Here is a 21500-nt window from a genome sequence, read left to right as displayed (position 1 = left end):
TTGCTTTTTTATTGGATAAATACCATTCACTTTGCCTTTCATTAAGGCATAAAGTGCCATTACACTAAGATATCGGCTGCGCTATCATCCGCTTTTAATAAACTGTCTTCGCTTTCATTGTCATTAATTTTAGCTAATGTCAGTCCACGGGTTGTCACAATTAATCCTGCACATAGTTCATCATAAACAGCCTGCAGTTCATCTTGGTTCATTTCTCGCTTTTCAAGCGTAGCCATAATCGCAAACCAATCGGTGGTCACTTTATGTTGTGTCCCCTCTAGGGCTGCTATTAAAGAAATGTTTTGCACTAACGACCTCCATACTTAGGCTTAATTACCCGATAATTCCCTATTTACCTAAACGATCTCAATCCTTTCCAGGCAATTAAAGTTAATTATACACAAAAACTGCACTTTCAAAGAGAGAAAACACACACAAGCATGCGATCAATGTGTGATAGTTTGCTCATTTTGGATTCGCCATAACTTTGCATACACACCATTTTGCGATAATAACGCTTTATGCGTCCCCTGTTCTGCAATTCGACCTTCACTTAACACCACGATTTTATCAGCATCAACAATCGTAGATAACCTATGAGCGACCACCAAACTGGTGTGCCCTTTTGCCGCCACTTTTAGGGCAGATAAAATGGCTTGTTCAGATTGGCTATCTAGTGATGACGTTGCTTCATCAAACACTAAAATGGGGGCTGCTTTTAGAATAGCTCGGGCAATGGAGACTCTTTGTTTCTCACCGCCTGATAACTTCAAGCCTCTCTCCCCAACTTTAGTTTGCCATTTTTGGGGTAATGACTCGATGAAATCAGTCAGATTAGCCAAGTGTACCGCCTCTTTGAGCGCTTCATCAGTTGCTGTTGGCTGGCCATAAAGAATATTGTTATAGATGGTGTCATTAAACAGCACAGTATCTTGTGGCACGATGGCGATTGATTGACGCAGCGCCTGCTGAGTTAACTGTCTAATATCTTGCCCATCAATGGTTATTAAGCCACTATCAACGTCATAAAATCGAAATAACAGCTTTATAAGGGTAGATTTACCCGCGCCACTTTCTCCTACAACTGCCACTTTTTGACCTGCTGGAATGCTAAAACTGACATCTTTTAGGATCGGCCGCTCATCATAGTTAAAGCAAATATGATTAAACGCTAGTTCACCTTGAGTAGGCGTCACATTAGACGCTGACGGAATATCTTGGATGGCTGGTACTTTATCTAACAAAGAAAACATTCGCTCAATATTGGCTAGTGCACCTCGAATCTCTCGATAAACAAAACCTAAGAAATTAAGTGGGATAAACAGCTGCATCATAAATGCGTTAATTAATACGAAATCACCTAATGTCATATTGCCTTCAGTCACTTCATAGGCAGCAAGCCCCATCATGGCTGTCATCGCGAGCGCAATTATCAGTGCTTGGCCAGCGTTTAAAGCAAATAGCGATAACCTGTTTTTACGTTTGGCGACTTCCCATTGATCCAATGCTTCATCGTAACGCTGTGATTCATAGCGCTCATTATTGAAATACTTAACCGTTTCATAGTTAAGTAAGCTATCAACTGCCCGTGTATTGGATAATGAATCTGCATTGGCGGCATCACGAACAAAACCGGTACGCCACTCAGTCGCCACTATCGAATAGCCAATATACGCAACGACCGCAATCAAAGTGATTAACGCAAAACCGATTCCATAGTTAATAAAAAAGATAATGATGACCAGACTGATTTCTAGCAAGGTCGGAACAATATTGAACACCATAAAGCGCATCAAAAAGCTAACACCACTGGTGCCACGCTCTATGTCCCGAGACAATCCACCTGTCCGCCTATCTAAATGGAAATCCAAGTCAAGACGATGCAGATGCTCAAATACCGCTAAACCTAGGCGCCGAATTGCACGTTCAGTGACTCGGCCAAATAACGTATCTCGAATTTCACCAATGATGACATTAAGAAACCTAACCGAGCCATAAGCCAACACCAAAGCAATAGGCACGGCCACGATTGTTGCCGTTTTTTGAGCATCTAAGCTATCAACCAAATCTTTTAAAATAAACGGTAGACCCACACTGGCAAGTTTCGCAACAACAAGACATAACATTGCCAGAAAAATACGCCCTTTGAACTCGAATAAGTAAGGCCACAATAACCCCACAACTTTCCAGTTAAGTTTGCCAACAGGGCCATCAAAATATAAAGAGGGTCTCATTAAATTTCACCATAGGGAGGGAATACAAGCACAATGCAACAATTTCAGTTAAGCAAGACATTAAGTTCTACATAACGTTAACACTATAACGGCTTTACATAGCTTATTTAAAATCAAAAAAGCACGATAAAAATTGCATGATTTTACGGCATTATATCGGTAAGATATCCGATAAATAATACTTTAGAATTACTTTTGCTTTTTTTGACTAGTCTAAAAGACTATTTTTTTAGAAAAAAACGCAGATTTAGCTAATTTTGGCTTGTTTCTAGTTCTGAAACGAAAAAGAATTTGGTACTCTTTATTTGATTCTTTTTGGCATTTATTACCAGCCATTAACATTTTTTCCCAGCTCAAAGGAAGTAACATGTTAGACGCAACAAAAGTTCAGCACCCACCATTACAACTAATACAAACTTGGGTATGGATGATGATCGAATCAGGTAACCCTGAGCTACAAGACAAAGGAAGAAACAACCTCATCTCGGCATTTGGAAGCCTAGCTAAAGCAAACGAATATTTAGCAAATACCAATAAATAAGGCGCCTCTCAGCGCCTTTTTTATCAAATGAGTGCACTTAATTAGCTGCGACGTTTTTGTACGCTTTGGCTAAGTGTCTCTAATAAGCTTTCGGTATCGGCCCAGCCAATACAAGCATCAGTAATACTTTGACCGTAACAAAGCGCTTTACCAACAACTAAATCTTGGCGACCTTCTTCGATATTACTTTCAACCATCACACCAAAAATATTCTGATTGCCCGCACTAATCTGATTAGCCACATCCTCTGCCACTAACATCTGCTTTTTAAAATCCTTACTGCTATTAGCGTGGCTAAAATCAATCATAATATTAGCTGCAAGCTTGGCTTTCTCTAGTTGGCTTTCAATCGCTGCTACATGAGTTTGACTATAGTTTGGCTCTTTACCGCCTCGAAGAATGATATGACAGTCAGGATTACCTTTTGTCGATACAATGGCTGAGTGACCAAACTTGGTCACTGATAAAAAGTGATGAGGTGCACTTGCTGCCCCAATAGCATCGATAGCGACTTTAATTGTGCCGTCAGTACCATTTTTAAACCCGACAGGGCTTGATAAACCCGATGCTAACTCACGGTGAACTTGAGACTCAGTAGTACGAGCTCCAATTGCACCCCAACACATCATATCCGCCACATATTGTGGTGTAATCATATCGAGGAACTCACCCGCGGTAGGAATACCAGCTTCGTTTAAATCAACGAGAAGTTTACGTGCAGTACGTAAGCCATCATTTAATTTAAAGCTATTGTCCATGTAAGGATCATTAATTAAACCTTTCCAACCAACAGTTGTACGTGGCTTTTCAAAATACACTCGCATAACGATTTCAAGCTGATCTTTATATTTTTCACGTAATGCTAATAAGCGCTTACCATAATCCAACGCGGCAACAGGGTCGTGGATAGAGCAAGGGCCTATAACGACAAGTAGACGATCATCTTGTCTGTTTAAAATACGGTGAATGCCATCACGTGCGTTAAAGACTGTTGCTGATGCAGTTTCTGATGCTGGAAATCGCTCTAAAATGGCAATTGGAGGCAATAGTTCTTTTATTTCATCAATTCTAACGTCATCATTTTGGTAATACATAGTTTATAAAACTCCAGCAAACAGTTTATTTATGCCAACGTTTAACATTGGCAGTAAAGCATAGCGATCAGCTCTATAATTCAAACAGTACCACACAATAATTCGTTCAATCTATGGTTTTATCAGTTTTATGTATTTAAATGACTGTTAATCAATAAGTTTAGATAAACAAAAATAAAATATATAATAAATTCATTAAGTTCGGTTTAGTTGAATAAATATGAAATTTTTATTATCTGCGCTTATTTGGCTAGATTGAGTTAATATCACACAGCGTGCTCAAAGTCATAAACGAAAAAACCATGAGCAACACACGTTGAGCATGGTTTTATAATGAGCCACGACGAGGCTTTTGTTTTTCACACTTATTTGCTGGGCTATCGGACTAATGGCGCATCATAGCTTGCAACTTGCCTTTGTAGCGATGTTGGTTTACTTCATCAATACTCAAATCCAGTGCTTTTTTCATATTCTTTTTCGCACGCCTCTCATCACCTGTCGCCCAGTAAGCGCGAGACAGGCCAAAATAAAACTCATGTCGATAGTCGGCTCTTTCAACCGCGCGCTTATACCAGACTAGCGCCTCTTGATACTGCTTTTCAAAATAAGCTTGTTGCGCCATATCAAAGTAGTAGAAAGGGTTTTTAATCCGTGCAAGCTCCAATACTTTATGTACTTGTTGCCATTCATCTAATCTGTTTTGTTCACCTAATATCAAGGCTAAGTTATATAAAGTCGTAATGTTCTCAGGCTCAAGCTGTAATACATGCCGATACGCTTGCTCTGCGAGTTTGTTTAAACCTTTATGGCGATAAATCACAGCTAAGGTATTAATGCTATTTACATAATATGGATCTAATTCTATCGCTCTTTTAGATAGTGCATAAGCTAAGTCATACTCGTTTTTAACTAATGCTTCTGCTGCAACGTTATTGAAGTACATACTCGATAAAGTCTGCTTGTTTATCTGCTTTATTCTATAGGCTCTAATTGAACGCTCAGGTAAAAAGTCGACTAAAATTTCAGACCCTCTAAAGCTGTATGAGTTGATGTCGTCTCGATGGAGCAGCTTCATATTCACATGACCATTAACAAGATAAAAACCGCCACGTCTATCCCAAATAGGCTCGACATCTATGTCTTGATACTTAACAGGGACATTTAATGCCTCAGCTATTGCAGTGGACAGCACAACTAAAGACATGCAATTGCCTGCTCGTTCTTGTGCGGTAACGCTGGCCATTCGCGTATAATGATCACGATATTCAAATCCACCATTTTCTGCATCAATGTACTCAGCAAGCCAAACATTAACCGGCTTTTTATTTCCAACAACTCCACCTGAGCGGGCATACGCTTTCTTAATCTCATTAACCATGCCCTCAGGTAACTCATAGATTGTTTCTGTTGCTGGTATTGCCGTTGGTGTGAAATAGCTGTCATTAAACAACTCCGTGGCATTGGCTGAACTTTGATGGGTTTGAGTGCTAGAGCAGCCAAAAAGAAAGAGAGGTAATAGCAATGCCAAACAAAGGCTTAGCTGTATATTATTGCGAGGTAAAATTGCATTATTATTTTTTTTGTTATTTTCATATTTTTGAAACATATTTATGCCCCGCACAAAACACCTTTATTAAGCATAGATGCATGTACGAAAATTGAGATATATAAATGTGACAAAAAATATTTTCAATAAGGTTAAGGCTGTTCAGCAACAATCAACTGAAACGGAATAAACTGGGCAATGTATATCGCTAAGAACATAGCGAAGCACATTACCAAGAAGATAGTAATTACTTTACTTGTGGTATTTTAGGCGGGTCAATTTGAATAAATAACTCTTGATTTTGATGCATATAAGGTCGGTACATACTGCCTGCACAATTATAATAATGGTATGGAACAGCGACTGCGAGGCACCCTAAAGGCAACGCTTGAAGGATTTGAATTTGTTGTTGCATACGTAGCATTTCTTGCCACTGATGATCTTGCTGAACCGCATCTCTAACGGCAAAGGCATCAAAAGGTTCAGATGATTTACGAACCACAACTTTACCCGCATGACTTAGCGTACTCATCGTTATTCCTGCAAGTGCTATAACACTAATAAGAAGCGTTAACCTAAGTGACTTAGCCATAGTGAGACCTATTCAAATAAGAGCATTGGTATTTCATCAGTATAACAAAAAAGCAGAGCTAAATAGCTCTGCTTTTATACACGATTTTATAAACGATTTTTCAGTTATTAACCCGCTGATTTAATCGATACAAACTCTGGGTATGCATCAACACCACAGTCTGATGCATCCATACCGTTATACTCTTCTTCTTCAGTAACACGAATACCAACAGTTGCTTTAAGGACAAACCAAACAGCAAATGAAGCGGCAAATACCCAAGTGAAGATTGCTGCAGCACCAAATAACTGCGAGCCAAAGCTTGCATCAGCATTTGATAATGGCACTAGCATTAAACCTAGGAAACCACATACACCATGCACTGAAATTGCACCTACTGGGTCATCGATTTTAATGCGGTCAAAACCAACGATTGAGAAAATAACCACACCACCAGCAACGACACCGATAACTGCAGACATCAATAATGAAGGTGATAATGGGTCAGCGGTAATAGCTACTAGACCAGCTAATGCACCATTTAAAATCATGGTTAAATCAGCTTTACCCCAAACAATTTTACAAACAATGAGTGCTGATACTGCACCAAATGCGGCTGCAGAGTTTGTGTTAACAAAGATTTTTGCTACTGCTGATGCATTTTCAGCATCTGATACTAATAACTGAGAACCACCGTTAAAACCAAACCACCCCATCCATAGGATAAACATACCTAATGTCGCCATTGGTAAGTTTGAACCAGGAATTGGGTTTACTGCGCCATTCGCGCCATATTTCCCTTTACGAGCCCCAAGTAACAGTACGCCAGCAATCGCTGCTGCTGCACCAGCCATGTGCACGATACCACTACCTGCAAAATCAACAAAACCAGCAGCAGAAATAAAACCACCACCCCATGTCCAGTATCCTTCAATTGGGTAAATAACACCTGTTAATACCACTGAGAAAAGTAAAAATGACCATAGCTTCATACGTTCAGCAACAGCACCAGACACAATCGACATTGCAGTAGCGACAAACACAACTTGGAAGAAGAAATCTGACTCAAGTGCGTGATCCGCATCGGCTGATTGTGACCCTATTAATGAACCAAATGAAGGTAACCAACCCGCTTCAACATTATCAACATACATAATGTTGTAACCGACAAGTAGGTACATGACGCAGGCAATTGAATATAAACAAACGTTTTTAGTTAAAATTTCAGTGGTGTTCTTTGAACGAACTAAACCTGCTTCAAGCATGGCAAAACCTGCTGCCATCCACATCACTAACGCACCTGAAATCAAAAAGTAGAATGTATCTAGTGCAAATCGTAATTCTGTTACTGTTGTTCCTAACGCTGCTAACTCTTCCATTTCAGCCCCCTTATAATGCTTCGTTATCAAGCTCACCCGTACGAATACGGATTGCTTGTTCAAGATCAGTTACGAAAATTTTGCCGTCACCAATCTTGCCGGTGTGAGCTGCTGTTGTGATAGCTTCAATTAACATGTCTAAATTTTCAGATTTTGTCGCAATTTCTAATTTTACTTTAGGAAGAAAATCAACTTGATATTCTGCGCCACGATAAAGTTCTGTGTGACCTTTTTGACGTCCAAAGCCTTTAACTTCAGTAACAGTCATTCCCTCAATGCCCATTCCTGCAATTGCTTCTCGGACATCATCCAATTTAAACGGCTTGATGATAGCGCTGACGAGTTTCATCTCGACCTCCAAAAGTGTGATTGTTATAAATTTGTTTGCAATAACAATTCAATCATTAGGCCAAACTTGTAAGATAATGTTTTTGTTGAAATATTTAATTTATTGCATTCAATAACCTCAAACTTTCGCACCATATAAGTGCAGCGCTATTTCGGTGCGCACAAGATTAGCGCATCCTTCTCGTCTCCAAAATTGACTCAAAAGAGCTATTAATTCATTCGTGTTCTAATAGAAATAAGCACTCAATAACAATTGAAACTCCAAGAAGAAACGTAAACTTACGGATAAAAATCAAAACAACGATAGATCAAAGGATGGGCTAAAGAAGTTGGTATGTTGTCAAAATCTGAGGAAAAAAAGCGTTGCGCCGAGTGGTGTCACACTGGGTTTCAGGCATAAAAAAGACCCTCAAATGAGGGCCTTTAAACATGTAAAATTAAGCATTACGGCTTATAAATTACCCGCTGTTGTCGTTGCTTCTTCAGTCGCTTCAGTCGCTTCTGTAGAGTCAGCTCGCTCTTCTGCTAATAAATCAGCAAGTAGGCTATCAACTTTTGTTTTATCATCTTCAACTGACGCTACAGCACTTTCGACAATATCATCAGCTTCTGTATTGATGTCGGCAGTCAATTCACTGTCAACGCCTTCTAGTTCTGCTAATAAATCAGCTTGTTCATCAGCCAAAGTCTCATTGATAGACTCATCAACACTGTCAGAAGACGTTTCGCTAACGTCTGCAACAAGCTCTGTCGCCGCTTCAGCTTCAACGGCTTTAGCTGCTGCAGCTTGATCTAACTCAGCGAGGGCTGTTTCAGCATCAATAACTTCAACTGCTGCAGTAGTTTCAACGTTGGCAATACTTGCATCTTCTACTGCTGGTTCAGATTTTGCTGATTGCGTGTTCGTCGTTGAATTAATTTTCGCCATCACGGCTTCGCCTAATTCAGGCTTTATAACTACTGCACCAGCTGCGGCTGCAGCTAATACCACACCGGCAACAACAAATTTAGTCGCACCTGATTTCTTTTGTTGCGCTTTTTCTGCTGCTGCTTTTGCCGCTAACTGAGCTTGAGGATTTGGTTGTGGCTTAATCTCAAGTTTTGACATCGGCTTAGGCGCTGGCATTGGTTCGCTTTCTGGCACGCTATTTAATGGTGCAGGAGTACGAATCTCTTGTGCTTGAGCCGGTTTTTCTGACTTGACTTCAGTCTTAACTGTCATTTCATCAGCGACAAACTCTGGCTTAATCTCAGGCGTTACATCAGGCTTTATTTCAGTTTTTACTTTAGGAGTGTCAACAGCAACGTTAGTAATAGGCTCGGCCATTACGTTAACATTACTCACTTTTGCAGCCTGAGCTATCGGCGCCTCTGCAATAGGCGCTTCAGGCTTTGGGGATGCGTAAGCCGGCTCGTCATTAAAAGGTTGAGAATAAGGAGCTACAGGCTGTTCATCAGCTGCTAGCTCAGGTAATACACCTTGCTCAGGGCCTTTAGTTCTTGCACCTAAGAATTGACCACCATCATAAATTTCCATTTTATGACTCGAAACATCACCTTCAACCACACCAGAGCTTACGATAACGAGACTGTTACAGTGTAATTTTCCTTTGAAAACACCACAAACACGTAACTCTTGACAGTAAAGTTCACCGTCAATTTCGCCACCTACTTCAATTTTAACTTGGTCTGTTGAACGAATAACACCTTTGACTTGACCAGCGATCAAAGCAGGTCCTTTTACCGTCATTTCTCCATCCAATGAAGTCTCGGGACCGATAAAAGTCACCCCATTTCCTTTGTTATTCATACCCAGCAGTATCCTTTTATTATAAATTTTCGACTTATAGTAAACTAACTAATTAAAAACAACAAATAACATTACGTTTACATAAAGTTCACCTTGTAAACATTTCGGATCAATTAAATTGATAACTCATCACTTATTGCTGGACACTGTGATTAAGAATAATTATTATTCACGAACCTATTGTTAAGGATCTTCAATAGTCGAGTTTTATAAACAAGGATGTGACATGATTGTATCGGATATTTTTTTAGGTGAAATACCTGAAAGTTTGACCCAACAGCTTTGCCAGATTACTGAACTTTTAAAATGTAATACCATTAGCCACGACCCGCTTAACCTCCAGTGGCAACAAGCAGAGCACCACAAAAAAATTCTACTGCACTATGTCAGTGATCCTAAATTACACATCCCTAACTTATCGGCAGAATTACTTGCAGACGGCAAACATTTGGCTTTTTGCCCTCAATTGACCTCTGACACTGAAAGTTTGCTCATCGCAAATGGGTTTCATGGTGGACTGTCTTTTGATGCATCGATTATTGAGATCATCGAAGCCTTTAAGAATCTGGACAATAATAAATTGTATTTCAGTCATGATGCGATGTCTCATTATATTCAATCAAGAAACCGCCAACCTATTACACAACGTCAAACAGAGCTACTGTCATTAACCACCAAAAAAGAACAGCAAGTGCTGTCTTTGGTTTGCCAAGGCTTATCTAATGAGCAAATTGCAGCAAACTTAAGTATTTCGATTAATACAGTCAAAATGCACATTCAAAACATTTTCAAAAAAACAAATGTTTCAAGCCGTGGACAGCTTTCTTACGTCTTTACACAAGTGTAATTTAGGTTAGTCGCTTATATAGATGTTTGACGTACTAACGGGGTTTACGAAGTTGATCGCGTTTTAGCAGCCGATTGGTTTTAGCACTTTCTTATTCTCGTCTTATTTCGCTCGATATAGACAAGATAGTAATGAAGCCTGAACCATGGGTATGCCTATAAGGGTAGCAAACTACTTCAAGTTGTTTTCAACTCGACGGCTCACACATAGCGCTAGTTATATTTCCCTTAAATACTTGAGCTTGTTTTTAATTGATATATTGTGACTCATAAACCAATCAATATGGTCTTGGCGTGACAACGTTATTAGAACTCTATCAAAGCAAAATAGCACAATCTCAATCATCTCAATTGCGATTACACGATGATGCTGAACAGCATACAGCGCTACTTGCCCTCAACGAGCTATTTATTCAACTCCAACATAATGTGAATGTTAATGAAGAAGTAGCAGAACTCGGTGATACCAGTCTTCAGCAGCAAGCTGCCAAAGGTGTTTACCTTTGGGGGGATGTTGGTCGTGGTAAAACATTTTTGATGGATTTATTTTTTAATCATCTTAAACAGCAAAATAAGCTTAGATTACATTTTCATCGCTTTATGGCTATGGTGCATCAAGAACTCAATCTCACAAAAGGGATTGCCGATCCTTTAGTGCATATTGCTCGTCATTATGCGGCTCAATATCAAGTCATTTGTTTTGATGAGTTTTCTGTCAATGATATTGCAGATGCAATTATTCTTGCTAGGTTGTTTGAACACCTTTTTGCTCATGGAGTCATCTTAGTCGCCACCTCCAATATTGAAATTAGCCGTTTATATGAAGGTGGATTGCAGCGTGAGCGATTTTTACCTTTTATTGATATTTTACAAACTAATGTAGACGAAATTAACTTAACTGGCGCCACTGACCATCGAATAGCTGCGCAATCTGACCGTTCGCTTGAACAACAAATACAGTTAACAAAGCACATGAGTCACCAAGATTTTGTCACTATTGCAGGACAGCATTATCCCCATCAAGCCGCGGTTTGTGAAACACATAGCTATATCGAAATATGTCATCGTACAATTGCTTTTCAAGCTAAAGTGAATCAAGTGATTTGGTTTAAATTTGACCAACTATGTGACGGGCCTCGATCTGCTTTAGACTATATCGAGCTCGCAGGCTTATTTAAGCATGTGATTATTGATGAAGTGCCCCAACTTGGAGGTGAAATTAGAACTTGGATAAAAGCACGTGGTACGGAAGATGGGGCTGAAAGTAATAAAACTAGCGAGCGTCAATTAGAATATGCAACCAGTGACGACCCTGCTAAACGGTTTATTAGTTTAGTCGATGAACTCTACGATCAACGCGTATCATTAACGGTCTGCTCAGAATGGACCATTACAGAACTGTATTCAGGCGGCGCCTTATCATTTGAGTTTCGTAGAACGGTGAGTCGCTTAGTTGAAATGCAGCGCTGGCTCAAACCAGCAACCAAATAAGCTTTATCAGTAACTTATGATTTTACTGATAAAGCATAACAACTCTAGCTAAGGTGTTTCATACTGTCGATTATTGCACAGTGTGTTTTATCACATCACCGAAGCGACGCATGAAGTTTTCAAACGCTTCGTTATCAGGGTAATCAAATTGATATTTATTATGGAAGTAGATATTCAGTGAAGTTCTGCCATCACTCAGCGTTATTGTGTAACCATCAAAGCCTGTTTCAGCTTGCAGTCCACATAAATGATAGCGAGAGTTGTAGCCATTTTCAGCTTTATGCTTTTCACCACATTCAACGATTTTATTAAAGACCTTTAACGCTTGATAAATATCGATTGCATTTCGCATGCTACATCTCCTGATTGATACCTCTATGATGCTTTCTATAAACAGGCTCGACGATTGCACCATTGAGGTGAATACGAGACGAGCTCATAGTTAGATCAGTCTAGAATAATCGCAATTCAGAACAGTGATAGAGAGCAAGAAAACATCAATGATATGGGATTAAGGTGTAACAAATTGAATCAACGTTGTTGATGATGCTTGGATTTCACTTGATACATTTCTCGATCTGCAATTTCTAAATACTCGGCTATATCAAGTTTTTGATTAGCATGTCGAGTCGCAACTCCCACACTGTATGCCAGCTCAAATACTTCTTCACTCTGTGAGTTATGGGCATTCAAGGCTGTTTGAAAACGAGCAAGTGCGACGTCAACCTGACCCTTACTGCACTCACTAAACAATACTAAAAATTCATCACCACCAAAACGAGCGATCACATCAGAATCGCGAAATTCTGAGGTAAGCAGTTGAGCAAACTGGTTTAAGGCTCGATCGCCCGCCTCGTGGCCATGATTATCATTAATTTCTTTGAAATAATCTAAATCGAAAAACACTAAGCAACTATCAATATGATTGCGATCCCATGTCGATAATGCTTGCTTCGCTAGCACTTCAAAACCACGACGGTTGGAAATACCTGTCAGCTGATCTAGGGTTGTTTGCTGGATAGAAATCAGCTCTGATACGACCATCTCTGCAAGGTCTTGTAGCGCTAGCATCTCGTCTTTATCTAGCTCTTTGGGTTTATCATCAATAATGCATAAGGTCCCGACTCTCATCCCATTTGGCATTGTCAGTGGGTGACCTGCATAAAAACGAATATGAGGCGCTTGAGTAACCAGAGGATTATCGCTGAAGCGTGCATCTTTTGAGGCATCGGTAATGACGAATGCTTCAGAGTATTGGATGGCATGACCGCAAAATGATATATCTCGAGGAGTTTCATTCGCGACTAACCCTTGGCAGGATTTAAACCATTGTCGATTTTCATCAATTAAACTGACTAGACAGATAGAAACTGAAAATAACCGTTTTGCTAGGCGGGTAATGCGGTCAAACCGTTCTTCAGCGGCAGTATCAAGTACGTTTAAATTTCGCAGTGTCGCTAAACGCGCAGCGTCATTTTCTGGTATTGGTGCGGTAAGCATAATCCCTGCCAATCAATATTAAACACAATATACTAACGTTAATATCAAATAGCAGATATGGCAATAAATCAATAGGTTAAATTTACTAGTTAGGGTGAACGAATTGACTAACTAACAAGTATGTAGCGAACCATATCAACGTTAAAGCCACTAGAATATGCGAATTCGATTATTGCCTTTCGGGTTTCAATATTGGTATTAAGCGTATTATTAATCCGCTTCTCCCAAGATATGCTGATAAATATCAATCACCTGAGCGACGTGTTTTTCTGCCTCTGAAACATCAATTTGTCCTTTTTGCTGTTGCAATGTCAGTCGATGGTTTTCATCTCTTAGCCAGCAGTAGGTCTGCGTTAAGTGCTGCGCAGTCATAAATGGAATCATTTCTAGTTCAGCTAACATTTGAAAGATACGCACGTTATCAGACCAAATAGCCAACTCTTTATGGCTGCTAGCATGGGCTAGCACCAAATACTGCGCCATAAATTCAATATCAGCGATGCCGCCAGGACTCTGTTTTAAATCGAATTTATCAGGACTTACCTTTAATAGATGATCGCGCATTTTAATTCGCATATCCCGAACCAGCTTAGCTAACTCAGGCAAATCACGTGGTTTAGATAAAATCTCAGTTCTAATCTCACTAAAACGGGCGGCCAACGCATTATCACCATAAACAAAACGGGAGCGAACTAATGCTTGATGCTCCCAGTTCCATGCCTCAGCTTGCTGGTACTCTTTAAATTGCTCAACTTCAGTAATTAATAAACCAGAGGCACCAGAAGGTCGAAGACGCATATCCACTTCATATAGTTCACCCGATGTTGTACGTGTTGCAAACAAATGCACAATTCGTTGAGCAAGCTTCAAATAAAAATGGCCAATACCTATGGGTCTTTTGCCACCAGTTTCACCAGTATTGATGCTATTTCGCAGAAACACTAAATCCAGATCGGATCCGTACCCTAGCTCTATTCCACCGAGTTTTCCGTAACCAATTACCGCAAAGCCCATTTTGTCTGGGCTGGTACCAGCAGGAACACCATGTCGACTCGCCACTTGGTGCCATGCTTGCAATACGACTTGTTCAATGATTGCTTCCGCTAAAAAAGTCAGGTGATCGCTGACTTCCATTACCGGTAATACACCTGTGACATCCGCAGCTGCAATTTTTAATTGTTGAGATAACTTAAACTGGCGCAACGCTTCCATTTGCTGCTCCATATCTTCTTCTGGCACCCGCAGTAAATATTGTCTTAGCTCACTAGGGTAATCATCAACAGAGGTGGTGTCGTATAATTGCGCAGGATCAATCAACTCATCCAATAACATTGGGAAATTGGCAAGTTCTTGGGCAATCCATGGGCTAGCACAACATAAACTAATTAACTGCTGTCGAGCACCAGGGTTTTCGCACAATAATTCAAGGTAGGTAGTGCGGGTTAAAATCTGTTCTAAAACCCCTGATACGGCAGTTAATGCCGCGCTAGGTGAAGCATGCTCTAATAGCTCGGACAATAATCTTGGCATCAGCTTTTCGAGGGTCTCTCTTCCTCTTGGGCCAATTGAACGTTTAACCGTTATAGATCGCCACTCAGTTAATGTCGGCCAAAAATTAGCATCGTCCACTAAGTGTTCTTCTAATAGCGCTGCGGCGTTGTCGGGATCTTCAATGACCCATAATTGACTAGTCCAATGTTCCGTTTGTTCATGTGCATCATCGCCACCAACAGTATCGTTGAAGTGTCTATGAATTTGTTGCATTGCTCTATCAATGTCAGCACGCAGCACCGTTTCATTTTCGCAGTTCATCGCAAAACATAAACGCTGCCAGTCGACATCATTATCTGGCAATGTCTGAGTTTGCTTATCATCAATAGCTTGCAGTAAGTTTTCTACTCGGCGCAGTAAGATATAGCTCTTTTTGAGTTCATCAACGGCAAGGTACTCGAGTTGACCTAAGTTATATAACGTATCAATAGCACCAAAAAGGCTTTGCTGACGCAGTGCAGGCTCCCTTCCACCTCGAATAAGCTGGAAGCTTTGCACCACGAACTCCACTTCTCGAATCCCGCCCGCCCCCAGTTTTATATTATTGGTAAGCTGACGACGGCGCACTTCTTGCGCAATTAATTGCTTCATTTTACGTAATGAATCGATTGCTGAAAAATCGATGTAACGTCGATAAATAAAGGGTCTTAATAAGTCATGTAAGTCATCGCTAAATTGAGTCCATGGGCCTAATACTCTGGCTTTGACCATGGCATATCTTTCCCAATCTCGGCCTTGTTCTTGGTAATAATCTTCAAGACCGCTAAAACTCACCACTAATGGGCCACTCTCACCATATGGGCGCAGACGCATATCAACCCGAAAAACAAAGCCATCAACGGTCACTTGATCAAGTAGGTTAACTAATCGCTGACCCATGCGTATGAAAAACTGCTGATTAGCTTGGGCACGACGGCCTCCGACAGTCTCGCCATGCTCAGGAAAAGTAAAAATTAAATCAATATCAGATGAAAAGTTAAGCTCGCGCCCACCAAGTTTACCCATACCGAGAATTAATAATGGCTGAGGATTACCTTGTTCATCTGAGGGTGTACCAAGCTGCTGACACATTTCTTGATATAGCCAATCTCTCGCGGCAATAACGAGGGCTTCAGCTAACGCAGATAAATCCAGTATTGACTCTTCTAATGCTGAATAATTGCCAAAGTCGCGCCAAGCTAATCTCACCATCTGGAAGTTACGATATTGACGCAGGATTGATTTAACTTCATCTTCAGACTTTATCGAAGCAAGTTTATTTGCTAATTCAATCGCAAAGCTTTGCCTATCGACTTCTGTTAATAAGCCATCAAGTAACAAGCTTATCCATTCAGGGTGGCGACACAATTGTTCTGCAATGTAGTCACTCAAACCAAAGACTGACTTTAATGCCTTTTGCTCGTCGATTGATAACGTATCAATGACTTCGGGGGAAGAATTACCTAACCTCAACCAGTAACGTTCTGCAATTTCTGATAATTCGGCAGATAAAATAGAGTTACTTTCGATTAGCATTATTATTCGATCCCTTCGGCAATTTACACATGATATGGCAGGTTTAATTCGACATAATATGTCGAATTATGCTATACCATTCATAACAAAAGTTTAATGTAAGTCTTAATTGTATATAGCATTAAGATTACTATAACCTGTATAGCAGTTATACCTAACCGTATAAATATTTGGTCGAATATGAATACATATTTATTCGGTTTGTTAATTATTTTAATTTGATTTTTATAGCATTGGAGAAAACATGGCTGGTTTGTTACCCCGTGTCCTCACAGTATTTTCCGGGTTGATATTATGCATCTCACTTTCAGGTTGCGGCGATGACCGTCCTGAAAAAATTGCGCAATATCAGCAATTGTCTCAACAACGAATAACTCAGCTTGGCGCCATGCTAGATGCTGGTGAATTGCGTAATGCCACTTTATTAAAGCAATACACGCAATTATTAAAAAGCAGCAAACCCGATCTGGTGCCGCTTTTAGATGAGTTAGCAAAAGATGCTGGCACCACAGGGCCAATGTTTCAATCGCTAAAACGACGCACAAGCGAGCTGTCTGATTCAGCCAACTTTATCGATTTAGATCAACAGCTCGAAGAAGCGCAGAACATTTATCAAGCTGCAGACTCAAGTCTCTATAATGACATGTTGTCTGATCCTGTTAACGTTGTAGCAGACTTATCTGGCGGGCAATTAGCACGGGTGAACTCAATAAGTCGTGAAGCCGCTGCACTGGCTAATGGCAGTGAAGATTTTGGTGCAGGTAGTCAACTCGTCGGTAACCCTTCATATGGTAGCTGGCAAACGAATTCAAGTGGCATGTCTTTTTGGGCGTGGTACGGTATGTACTCGATGTTTTCAAATATCATGAACCCAGTGCGTTATGATCGTTGGTCAAACAATCGTGGTTACAGCTATTACAATGACGTTGGTCGTTATCGCTACACGTCTCCAAAACAAGCAAGTGCTCAAAATCGCACTTATGAAAACACCAAGAAAACCTTTAACTCTCAGGGTAAACAATTTAATAGCCCGTACGCTAAATCCCGTACTGGCTCAACGAGCTTATCACGTCAAAGTACTTCTGCTCCCAAAGCAAGTACCACAGGCACTAGAAGTGCTAGCTCAAGTAAATTCCGTTCGACCTATTCAAAAGACAGCAGTTTTCGTAATTCATCTAGCCGCACAACTCGCGGTGTACGCCGAGGCAAATAAGGAACAATCATGACATTTTTAAGTGACTTCGGACTTACCCTAGACTTAGCGATTATTTTAGCTATCGACATTACCATTGCTGTAATTTTGTTAGCATTAATGCGCTACTTACAAGGTTGGAGTGTGCGTGTTAACAGCCGTGCAGAATTAGCAGACCGTGATAATTTTGCCTTTGGTGTTAGCACCGCTGGTGCAGTATTAGCCTTAGGCATTGTGTTAACTGGCGCCATTACAGGTGAAGCAGCAAACTCATACGCAATGGAAGCAATCGGCATGACCTGCTACGGCGTATTTGGTTTAGTGCTAATTAAATTTGGCCGTTTTTTACATGACAAAGTGGCACTCAATGAATTTGATAAAAACAGCCAAATTGTTAATGGCAATATGTCTGTTGCTATCGTAGATGCAGCAGCTGCAATAGCAACGGCTATCATTATTCGCTCAGTATTAATGTGGGCTGAAGATATTACGGTTGACACCTTTATCGCAATTTTCACTGCATTCTTGATTTCTCAATTAATGCTAGTGCTGCTAACTCGATTCCGTGAACACCAGTACGCTAAGCGTAATCAGGGTGATTCAATGCAAAAGGCGTTAGAGCAAGGTCAAGTTGCTATTGCTGTTCGTCATAGTGGTTACATGATTGCAATGGCATTTACTTTTAATGCAGCAAGTCACTTTATCATTTATGATCCGACTGCTTATTTAATGAATATTGTCGGCTGGCTGACATTCTCAGTGATCATGCTTATCGCACTGTCAGTGTTATTAGCCATCGTCAAAAAGTTAGTGTTAGCGCAAATTAACCTCACAGATGAAGTTGAAAAGCAGCATAACGTTGGCGTAGCAGCTGTAGAGCTTGCTATCAGTATTGGTATCGCACTTATTCTTGCGGCATTAATGGCTTAATTCAATGAATAATACTTTGCTTGAACATGGCCAGGAGGGCAGCAACAAGCAAAGCAGTCCTTCTAAACGCAGCTTAGCATGGTTCGATGATGCCCTTTTACTGGGCATCATGGCGCTACTTGCAGGCTGCGGTCTTATCTACGAATACCTATTATCTCACTATGCAGGCCGCATTCTTGGCGCACTAGAAGCTGCGATTTATACCATGATTGGCATTATGATCGTATCTATGGGTATTGGCGCTTTTGCCGCCCGTAAAATTCGCTGTGCGTTTACCGGTTTCGCCTTGCTTGAACTCACCGTCGCTTTTTGCGGTTCGCTCGCCATTTTAATCACAGCGGCCGTTATTGGTTTTGGCCAGCAATTACCCTTGATAATCGCCAATACATTAGGCCTGCCACCCGATCATATTCCTGATGGCGGTTTTATCGGGACACTACAAAATCTCAGTGAGTATTTACCTTATATTTGGGGCGTCATTTTAGGCTTGATGATTGGTATGGAAATTCCACTCATCGCTCGAGTTCGCCAATCCCTATCTGAAGAACACCTTCTCCATAATGCTGGTACCATTTATGGTGCTGACTACATCGGCGCTGGTGCAGGCGCTGCAATATGGGTAATGTTTATGCTCTCGCTAGACATTCAGTTAGCAGCAGCATTAACTGCCAGTGTTAACTTATTGGCAGGGTTTGTTTTTATATGGCGTTTTTGGCAACAAATTCGCTGGGCTAAATTGATTCTTATTGGTCACTTTGTTGCCAGTGGTGTACTGGTGCTATTGGCGATGCACGGCCCAAGTTGGGAACAAAACTTCAATAATTTATTGTACAAAGACAAGGTTGTTTATGCCGAAGCGACCCGTTTTCAGCAATTAACCTTTACTGAACGCCTACGTGGTAATGGCCAAGAACCTGTCTACTCTCTTTATATTAATGGCCGTTTGCAGTTCTCCAGCATTGATGAGCATATTTATCACAGCTTCTTAGTACACCCAACGATGGCAGCCAGTGCTAGACAAGACAAGGTACTCATCATTGGTGGTGGAGATGGGTTAGGCCTTAAGCAAGTGTTCAAATGGCAACCTAAGTCGGTCACCTTAATGGACTTAGACGAGAAATTAGTCGAGTTATTTACAGCCCCTGATGAAAAAATGCCAGCCCATGTCAGCCAAGCTATGCTGTCACTTAATGGCAATGCGTTAAATGACCCGAGAGTCAACTTGGTATTCGATGACGCATTTAATGGCGTAGATAACCTGATTAAAGAGAATCAGAAGTTTGATGTCATCATCGTGGATCTTCCAGATCCAAGTCATCCCGATCTCAACAAACTATACTCTGATTTATTTTATCGAAAGCTCGCTGAATTATTGAGCGCCGATGGTGCGATGACAGTACAGTCTACCTCGCCATACCATGCGCAGCAGGCATTCATTTCTGTCGGAAAAACCATAGAATCGGCTGGTTTTACCGTACAGCAATATCATCATAATGTGCCAAGTTTTGGTGAATGGGGCTGGAGTATCGCAACTCGCGCAGGAAAAGATGCCAAGTCTCGTTTAGCCCATAATCAGCCACTGCCAATAGAAGAAGACTGGTTAACACCGGGCTTAATTCATGGTGCTTTTGAGTTTCCTGGCAACTTTTATGACGATAAAGATAAGATTAAGACCAATAAAATTGGCTCATTACAGCTTTACCATTATCACTTAGCGTCTTGGTCTGATAACCAAGGGATGAATCTTTTTTAATCTAATAAAGAATAGCCTTGACATAATATGTCTAAGTGCTATCTTTGAAACCTAAGACATAATATGTCAATAAGGACAAATATGAATATCCATAAGATTGCTAACCACTTAACTGAACTAGGCGATGAGAGCCACACAGGGTTGAAGTTTGATTGTTTCCCAATTGATGGTGATGTTGAGGTGTTACAAGTCAACGTTGCTGGTCGCGAAGAGTTACCAGTATTTGTATCAGTAACTGACAACCAAGTTTTGTGTATCAGTTACTTATGGGATGAGAGCGAAGTGAAAGAAGAAACTCGCACTCAAATGTTTGAAACCATGTTGGAGTTAAACATTCCAATGCCACTATCATCATTTGCAAAAATTGACGATAAATATGTGGTTTACGGTGCACTTTCAGTCACCTCAAGCATGGAAGAGATTGAACAAGAATTATCAGTATTGTCTGATAACTGTTTAGAAGTCATCGACGAACTCGTCGAATTTTTGAAGTAAGGAGCCACACATGGGCATTTTAAATAAAATTTTAACGGCGTTTCGCGGCGGTGCTAATGAAGTCGGCCAAAACATTGTCGATGCAAATTCTACCCGTATTTTTGAACAAGAAATCCGTGATGCAGAAAAGCATTTAACCAAAGCTAAGCGTGAATTAACTGACGTAATGGCGAAAGAGATGCAAGCTAGCCGTGAAGTTGACCGCTTAAAGCGCAGCATCACTGAGCACGAAGGTTACGCTACACAAGCGCTTGAAAAAGACAACGAAGCTTTGGCTATCGAAGTTGCTGAAAAGATTGCTCAACTGGACCAAGAACTCGCTGACCAAGAAGCCGCTAACGCAAGCTTTTCTGCTCATGCCGTTCGCCTTAAAGATTTAGTTAAGAAAACTGAACGTCAGTTAACGGATTACCAGCGTCAGCTAAGCATGGTAAAAACCACTGAAAGTGTTCAAAAAGCCACTGCCACGATTACTGACTCATTTGCGTCAAGTAACTCGAAGCTAATGAATGCAAAAGATTCTTTAGAGCGCATCAAAGCACGTCAGCAATCATTCGATGATCGCTTACAAGCCTCTGAAGCATTAGCTGAAGAAAACAGCGATAAGTCATTACATGCCAAGCTAGCTGAAGCAGGCATTGGTGAGCAAAAGTCTAGTGCTAATGCTGTTCTTGATCGCCTTAAAGCGAAAAAAGGTTAATTAA

At 40.7% G+C, this 21500-nt stretch carries 19 protein-coding genes; 8 read left to right on the top strand and 11 right to left on the bottom strand.

Going from position 1 to position 21500, the window contains the following annotated elements:
• Positions 1 to 59 precede the first annotated feature (59 nt).
• Positions 60 to 308 (bottom strand): hypothetical protein, encoded by a 249-nt coding sequence (locus AB4128_RS13755; RefSeq protein ID WP_055022612.1) that lies wholly within the window; start codon positions 306 to 308, stop codon positions 60 to 62.
• A gap of 138 nt (positions 309 to 446) precedes the next feature.
• Positions 447 to 2234 carry an ABC transporter ATP-binding protein/permease gene (locus AB4128_RS13750; protein ID WP_372038009.1) on the bottom strand — a complete coding sequence of 596 codons (1788 nt, stop codon included), beginning with the start codon at positions 2232 to 2234 and terminating at the stop codon, positions 447 to 449.
• A 367-nt stretch (positions 2235 to 2601) separates the two neighbouring features.
• On the opposite strand from AB4128_RS13750, the gene AB4128_RS13745 reads away from it, so the two are divergent.
• A complete protein-coding gene (locus tag AB4128_RS13745; RefSeq protein WP_119967651.1) occupies positions 2602 to 2775 on the top strand; it encodes a hypothetical protein in 174 nt (57 codons plus the stop codon).
• 41 nt (positions 2776 to 2816) lie between these two features.
• On the opposite strand, the gene aroG is transcribed toward AB4128_RS13745, so the two are convergent.
• From aroG to AB4128_RS13715, 6 genes are all read right to left on the bottom strand, one after another.
• Positions 2817 to 3869: a 3-deoxy-7-phosphoheptulonate synthase AroG gene (gene aroG, locus AB4128_RS13740; RefSeq protein WP_080914932.1), complete on the bottom strand. Its 1053-nt coding sequence runs from the start codon at positions 3867 to 3869 to the stop codon at positions 2817 to 2819.
• Between the two features lie 385 nt (positions 3870 to 4254).
• Positions 4255 to 5475 carry a lipopolysaccharide assembly protein LapB gene (locus AB4128_RS13735; RefSeq protein ID WP_080914931.1) on the bottom strand — a complete coding sequence of 407 codons (1221 nt, stop codon included), beginning with the start codon at positions 5473 to 5475 and terminating at the stop codon, positions 4255 to 4257.
• Positions 5476 to 5662: 187 nt separating this feature from the next.
• A complete protein-coding gene (locus AB4128_RS13730; RefSeq protein WP_225442173.1) occupies positions 5663 to 5947 on the bottom strand; it encodes a hypothetical protein in 285 nt (94 codons plus the stop codon).
• A gap of 167 nt (positions 5948 to 6114) precedes the next feature.
• Entirely contained in the window at positions 6115 to 7365 is a 1251-nt protein-coding gene (locus AB4128_RS13725; RefSeq protein WP_055022617.1) for an ammonium transporter, read from the bottom strand.
• Between the two features lie 10 nt (positions 7366 to 7375).
• Positions 7376 to 7714: a P-II family nitrogen regulator gene (locus AB4128_RS13720; RefSeq protein WP_055022618.1), complete on the bottom strand. Its 339-nt coding sequence runs from the start codon at positions 7712 to 7714 to the stop codon at positions 7376 to 7378.
• A 450-nt stretch (positions 7715 to 8164) separates the two neighbouring features.
• Entirely contained in the window at positions 8165 to 9523 is a 1359-nt protein-coding gene (locus AB4128_RS13715) for a polymer-forming cytoskeletal protein (protein ID WP_372038008.1), read from the bottom strand.
• A gap of 226 nt (positions 9524 to 9749) precedes the next feature.
• On the opposite strand from AB4128_RS13715, the gene AB4128_RS13710 reads away from it, so the two are divergent.
• Positions 9750 to 10370: a response regulator transcription factor gene (locus AB4128_RS13710; RefSeq protein WP_055022619.1), complete on the top strand. Its 621-nt coding sequence runs from the start codon at positions 9750 to 9752 to the stop codon at positions 10368 to 10370.
• 293 nt (positions 10371 to 10663) lie between these two features.
• Positions 10664 to 11860: a cell division protein ZapE gene (zapE, locus tag AB4128_RS13705; RefSeq protein ID WP_372038006.1), complete on the top strand. Its 1197-nt coding sequence runs from the start codon at positions 10664 to 10666 to the stop codon at positions 11858 to 11860.
• 70 nt (positions 11861 to 11930) lie between these two features.
• Here zapE and AB4128_RS13700 read toward each other — a convergent pair whose 3' ends face one another.
• The 3 genes from AB4128_RS13700 to glnE all read right to left on the bottom strand — a co-directional run bounded on the left by AB4128_RS13700 (position 11931) and on the right by glnE (position 16432).
• Positions 11931 to 12212, bottom strand: coding sequence for a DUF3081 family protein (locus AB4128_RS13700; protein ID WP_055022620.1), 282 nt, complete (start codon positions 12210 to 12212; stop codon positions 11931 to 11933).
• A gap of 179 nt (positions 12213 to 12391) precedes the next feature.
• Positions 12392 to 13360, bottom strand: a complete 969-nt coding sequence (locus AB4128_RS13695; protein WP_372038004.1) for a sensor domain-containing diguanylate cyclase — start codon at positions 13358 to 13360, stop codon at positions 12392 to 12394.
• Positions 13361 to 13570: 210 nt separating this feature from the next.
• Complete coding sequence (gene glnE, locus AB4128_RS13690; protein WP_372038077.1) at positions 13571 to 16432, bottom strand: bifunctional [glutamate--ammonia ligase]-adenylyl-L-tyrosine phosphorylase/[glutamate--ammonia-ligase] adenylyltransferase; 2862 nt, start codon at positions 16430 to 16432, stop codon at positions 13571 to 13573.
• Positions 16433 to 16670: 238 nt separating this feature from the next.
• On the opposite strand from glnE, the gene AB4128_RS13685 reads away from it, so the two are divergent.
• From AB4128_RS13685 to AB4128_RS13665, 5 genes are all read left to right on the top strand, one after another.
• Positions 16671 to 17639 carry a hypothetical protein gene (locus AB4128_RS13685; RefSeq protein WP_055022623.1) on the top strand — a complete coding sequence of 323 codons (969 nt, stop codon included), beginning with the start codon at positions 16671 to 16673 and terminating at the stop codon, positions 17637 to 17639.
• Between the two features lie 9 nt (positions 17640 to 17648).
• Positions 17649 to 18548, top strand: a complete 900-nt coding sequence (locus AB4128_RS13680) for a DUF350 domain-containing protein (RefSeq protein WP_055022624.1) — start codon at positions 17649 to 17651, stop codon at positions 18546 to 18548.
• A 4-nt stretch (positions 18549 to 18552) separates the two neighbouring features.
• A complete protein-coding gene (locus AB4128_RS13675; protein WP_282167260.1) occupies positions 18553 to 20301 on the top strand; it encodes a polyamine aminopropyltransferase in 1749 nt (582 codons plus the stop codon).
• 81 nt (positions 20302 to 20382) lie between these two features.
• Positions 20383 to 20796: a YjfI family protein gene (locus AB4128_RS13670; RefSeq protein WP_055022625.1), complete on the top strand. Its 414-nt coding sequence runs from the start codon at positions 20383 to 20385 to the stop codon at positions 20794 to 20796.
• A 10-nt stretch (positions 20797 to 20806) separates the two neighbouring features.
• The gene (locus AB4128_RS13665; RefSeq protein WP_065109827.1) at positions 20807 to 21496 is read left to right on the top strand and encodes a PspA/IM30 family protein; all 690 of its coding nucleotides are present in this window, start codon (positions 20807 to 20809) and stop codon (positions 21494 to 21496) included.
• Positions 21497 to 21500 lie beyond the last annotated feature (4 nt).

Source organism: Shewanella sp. 10N.286.52.A9, assembly GCF_041468985.1.
GTDB classification, from domain to species: Bacteria; Pseudomonadota; Gammaproteobacteria; order Enterobacterales; family Shewanellaceae; genus Shewanella; species Shewanella japonica.
Note: the sequence above shows the minus strand (reverse complement) of the source record. Positions and strands in the feature narration are given on the sequence as shown.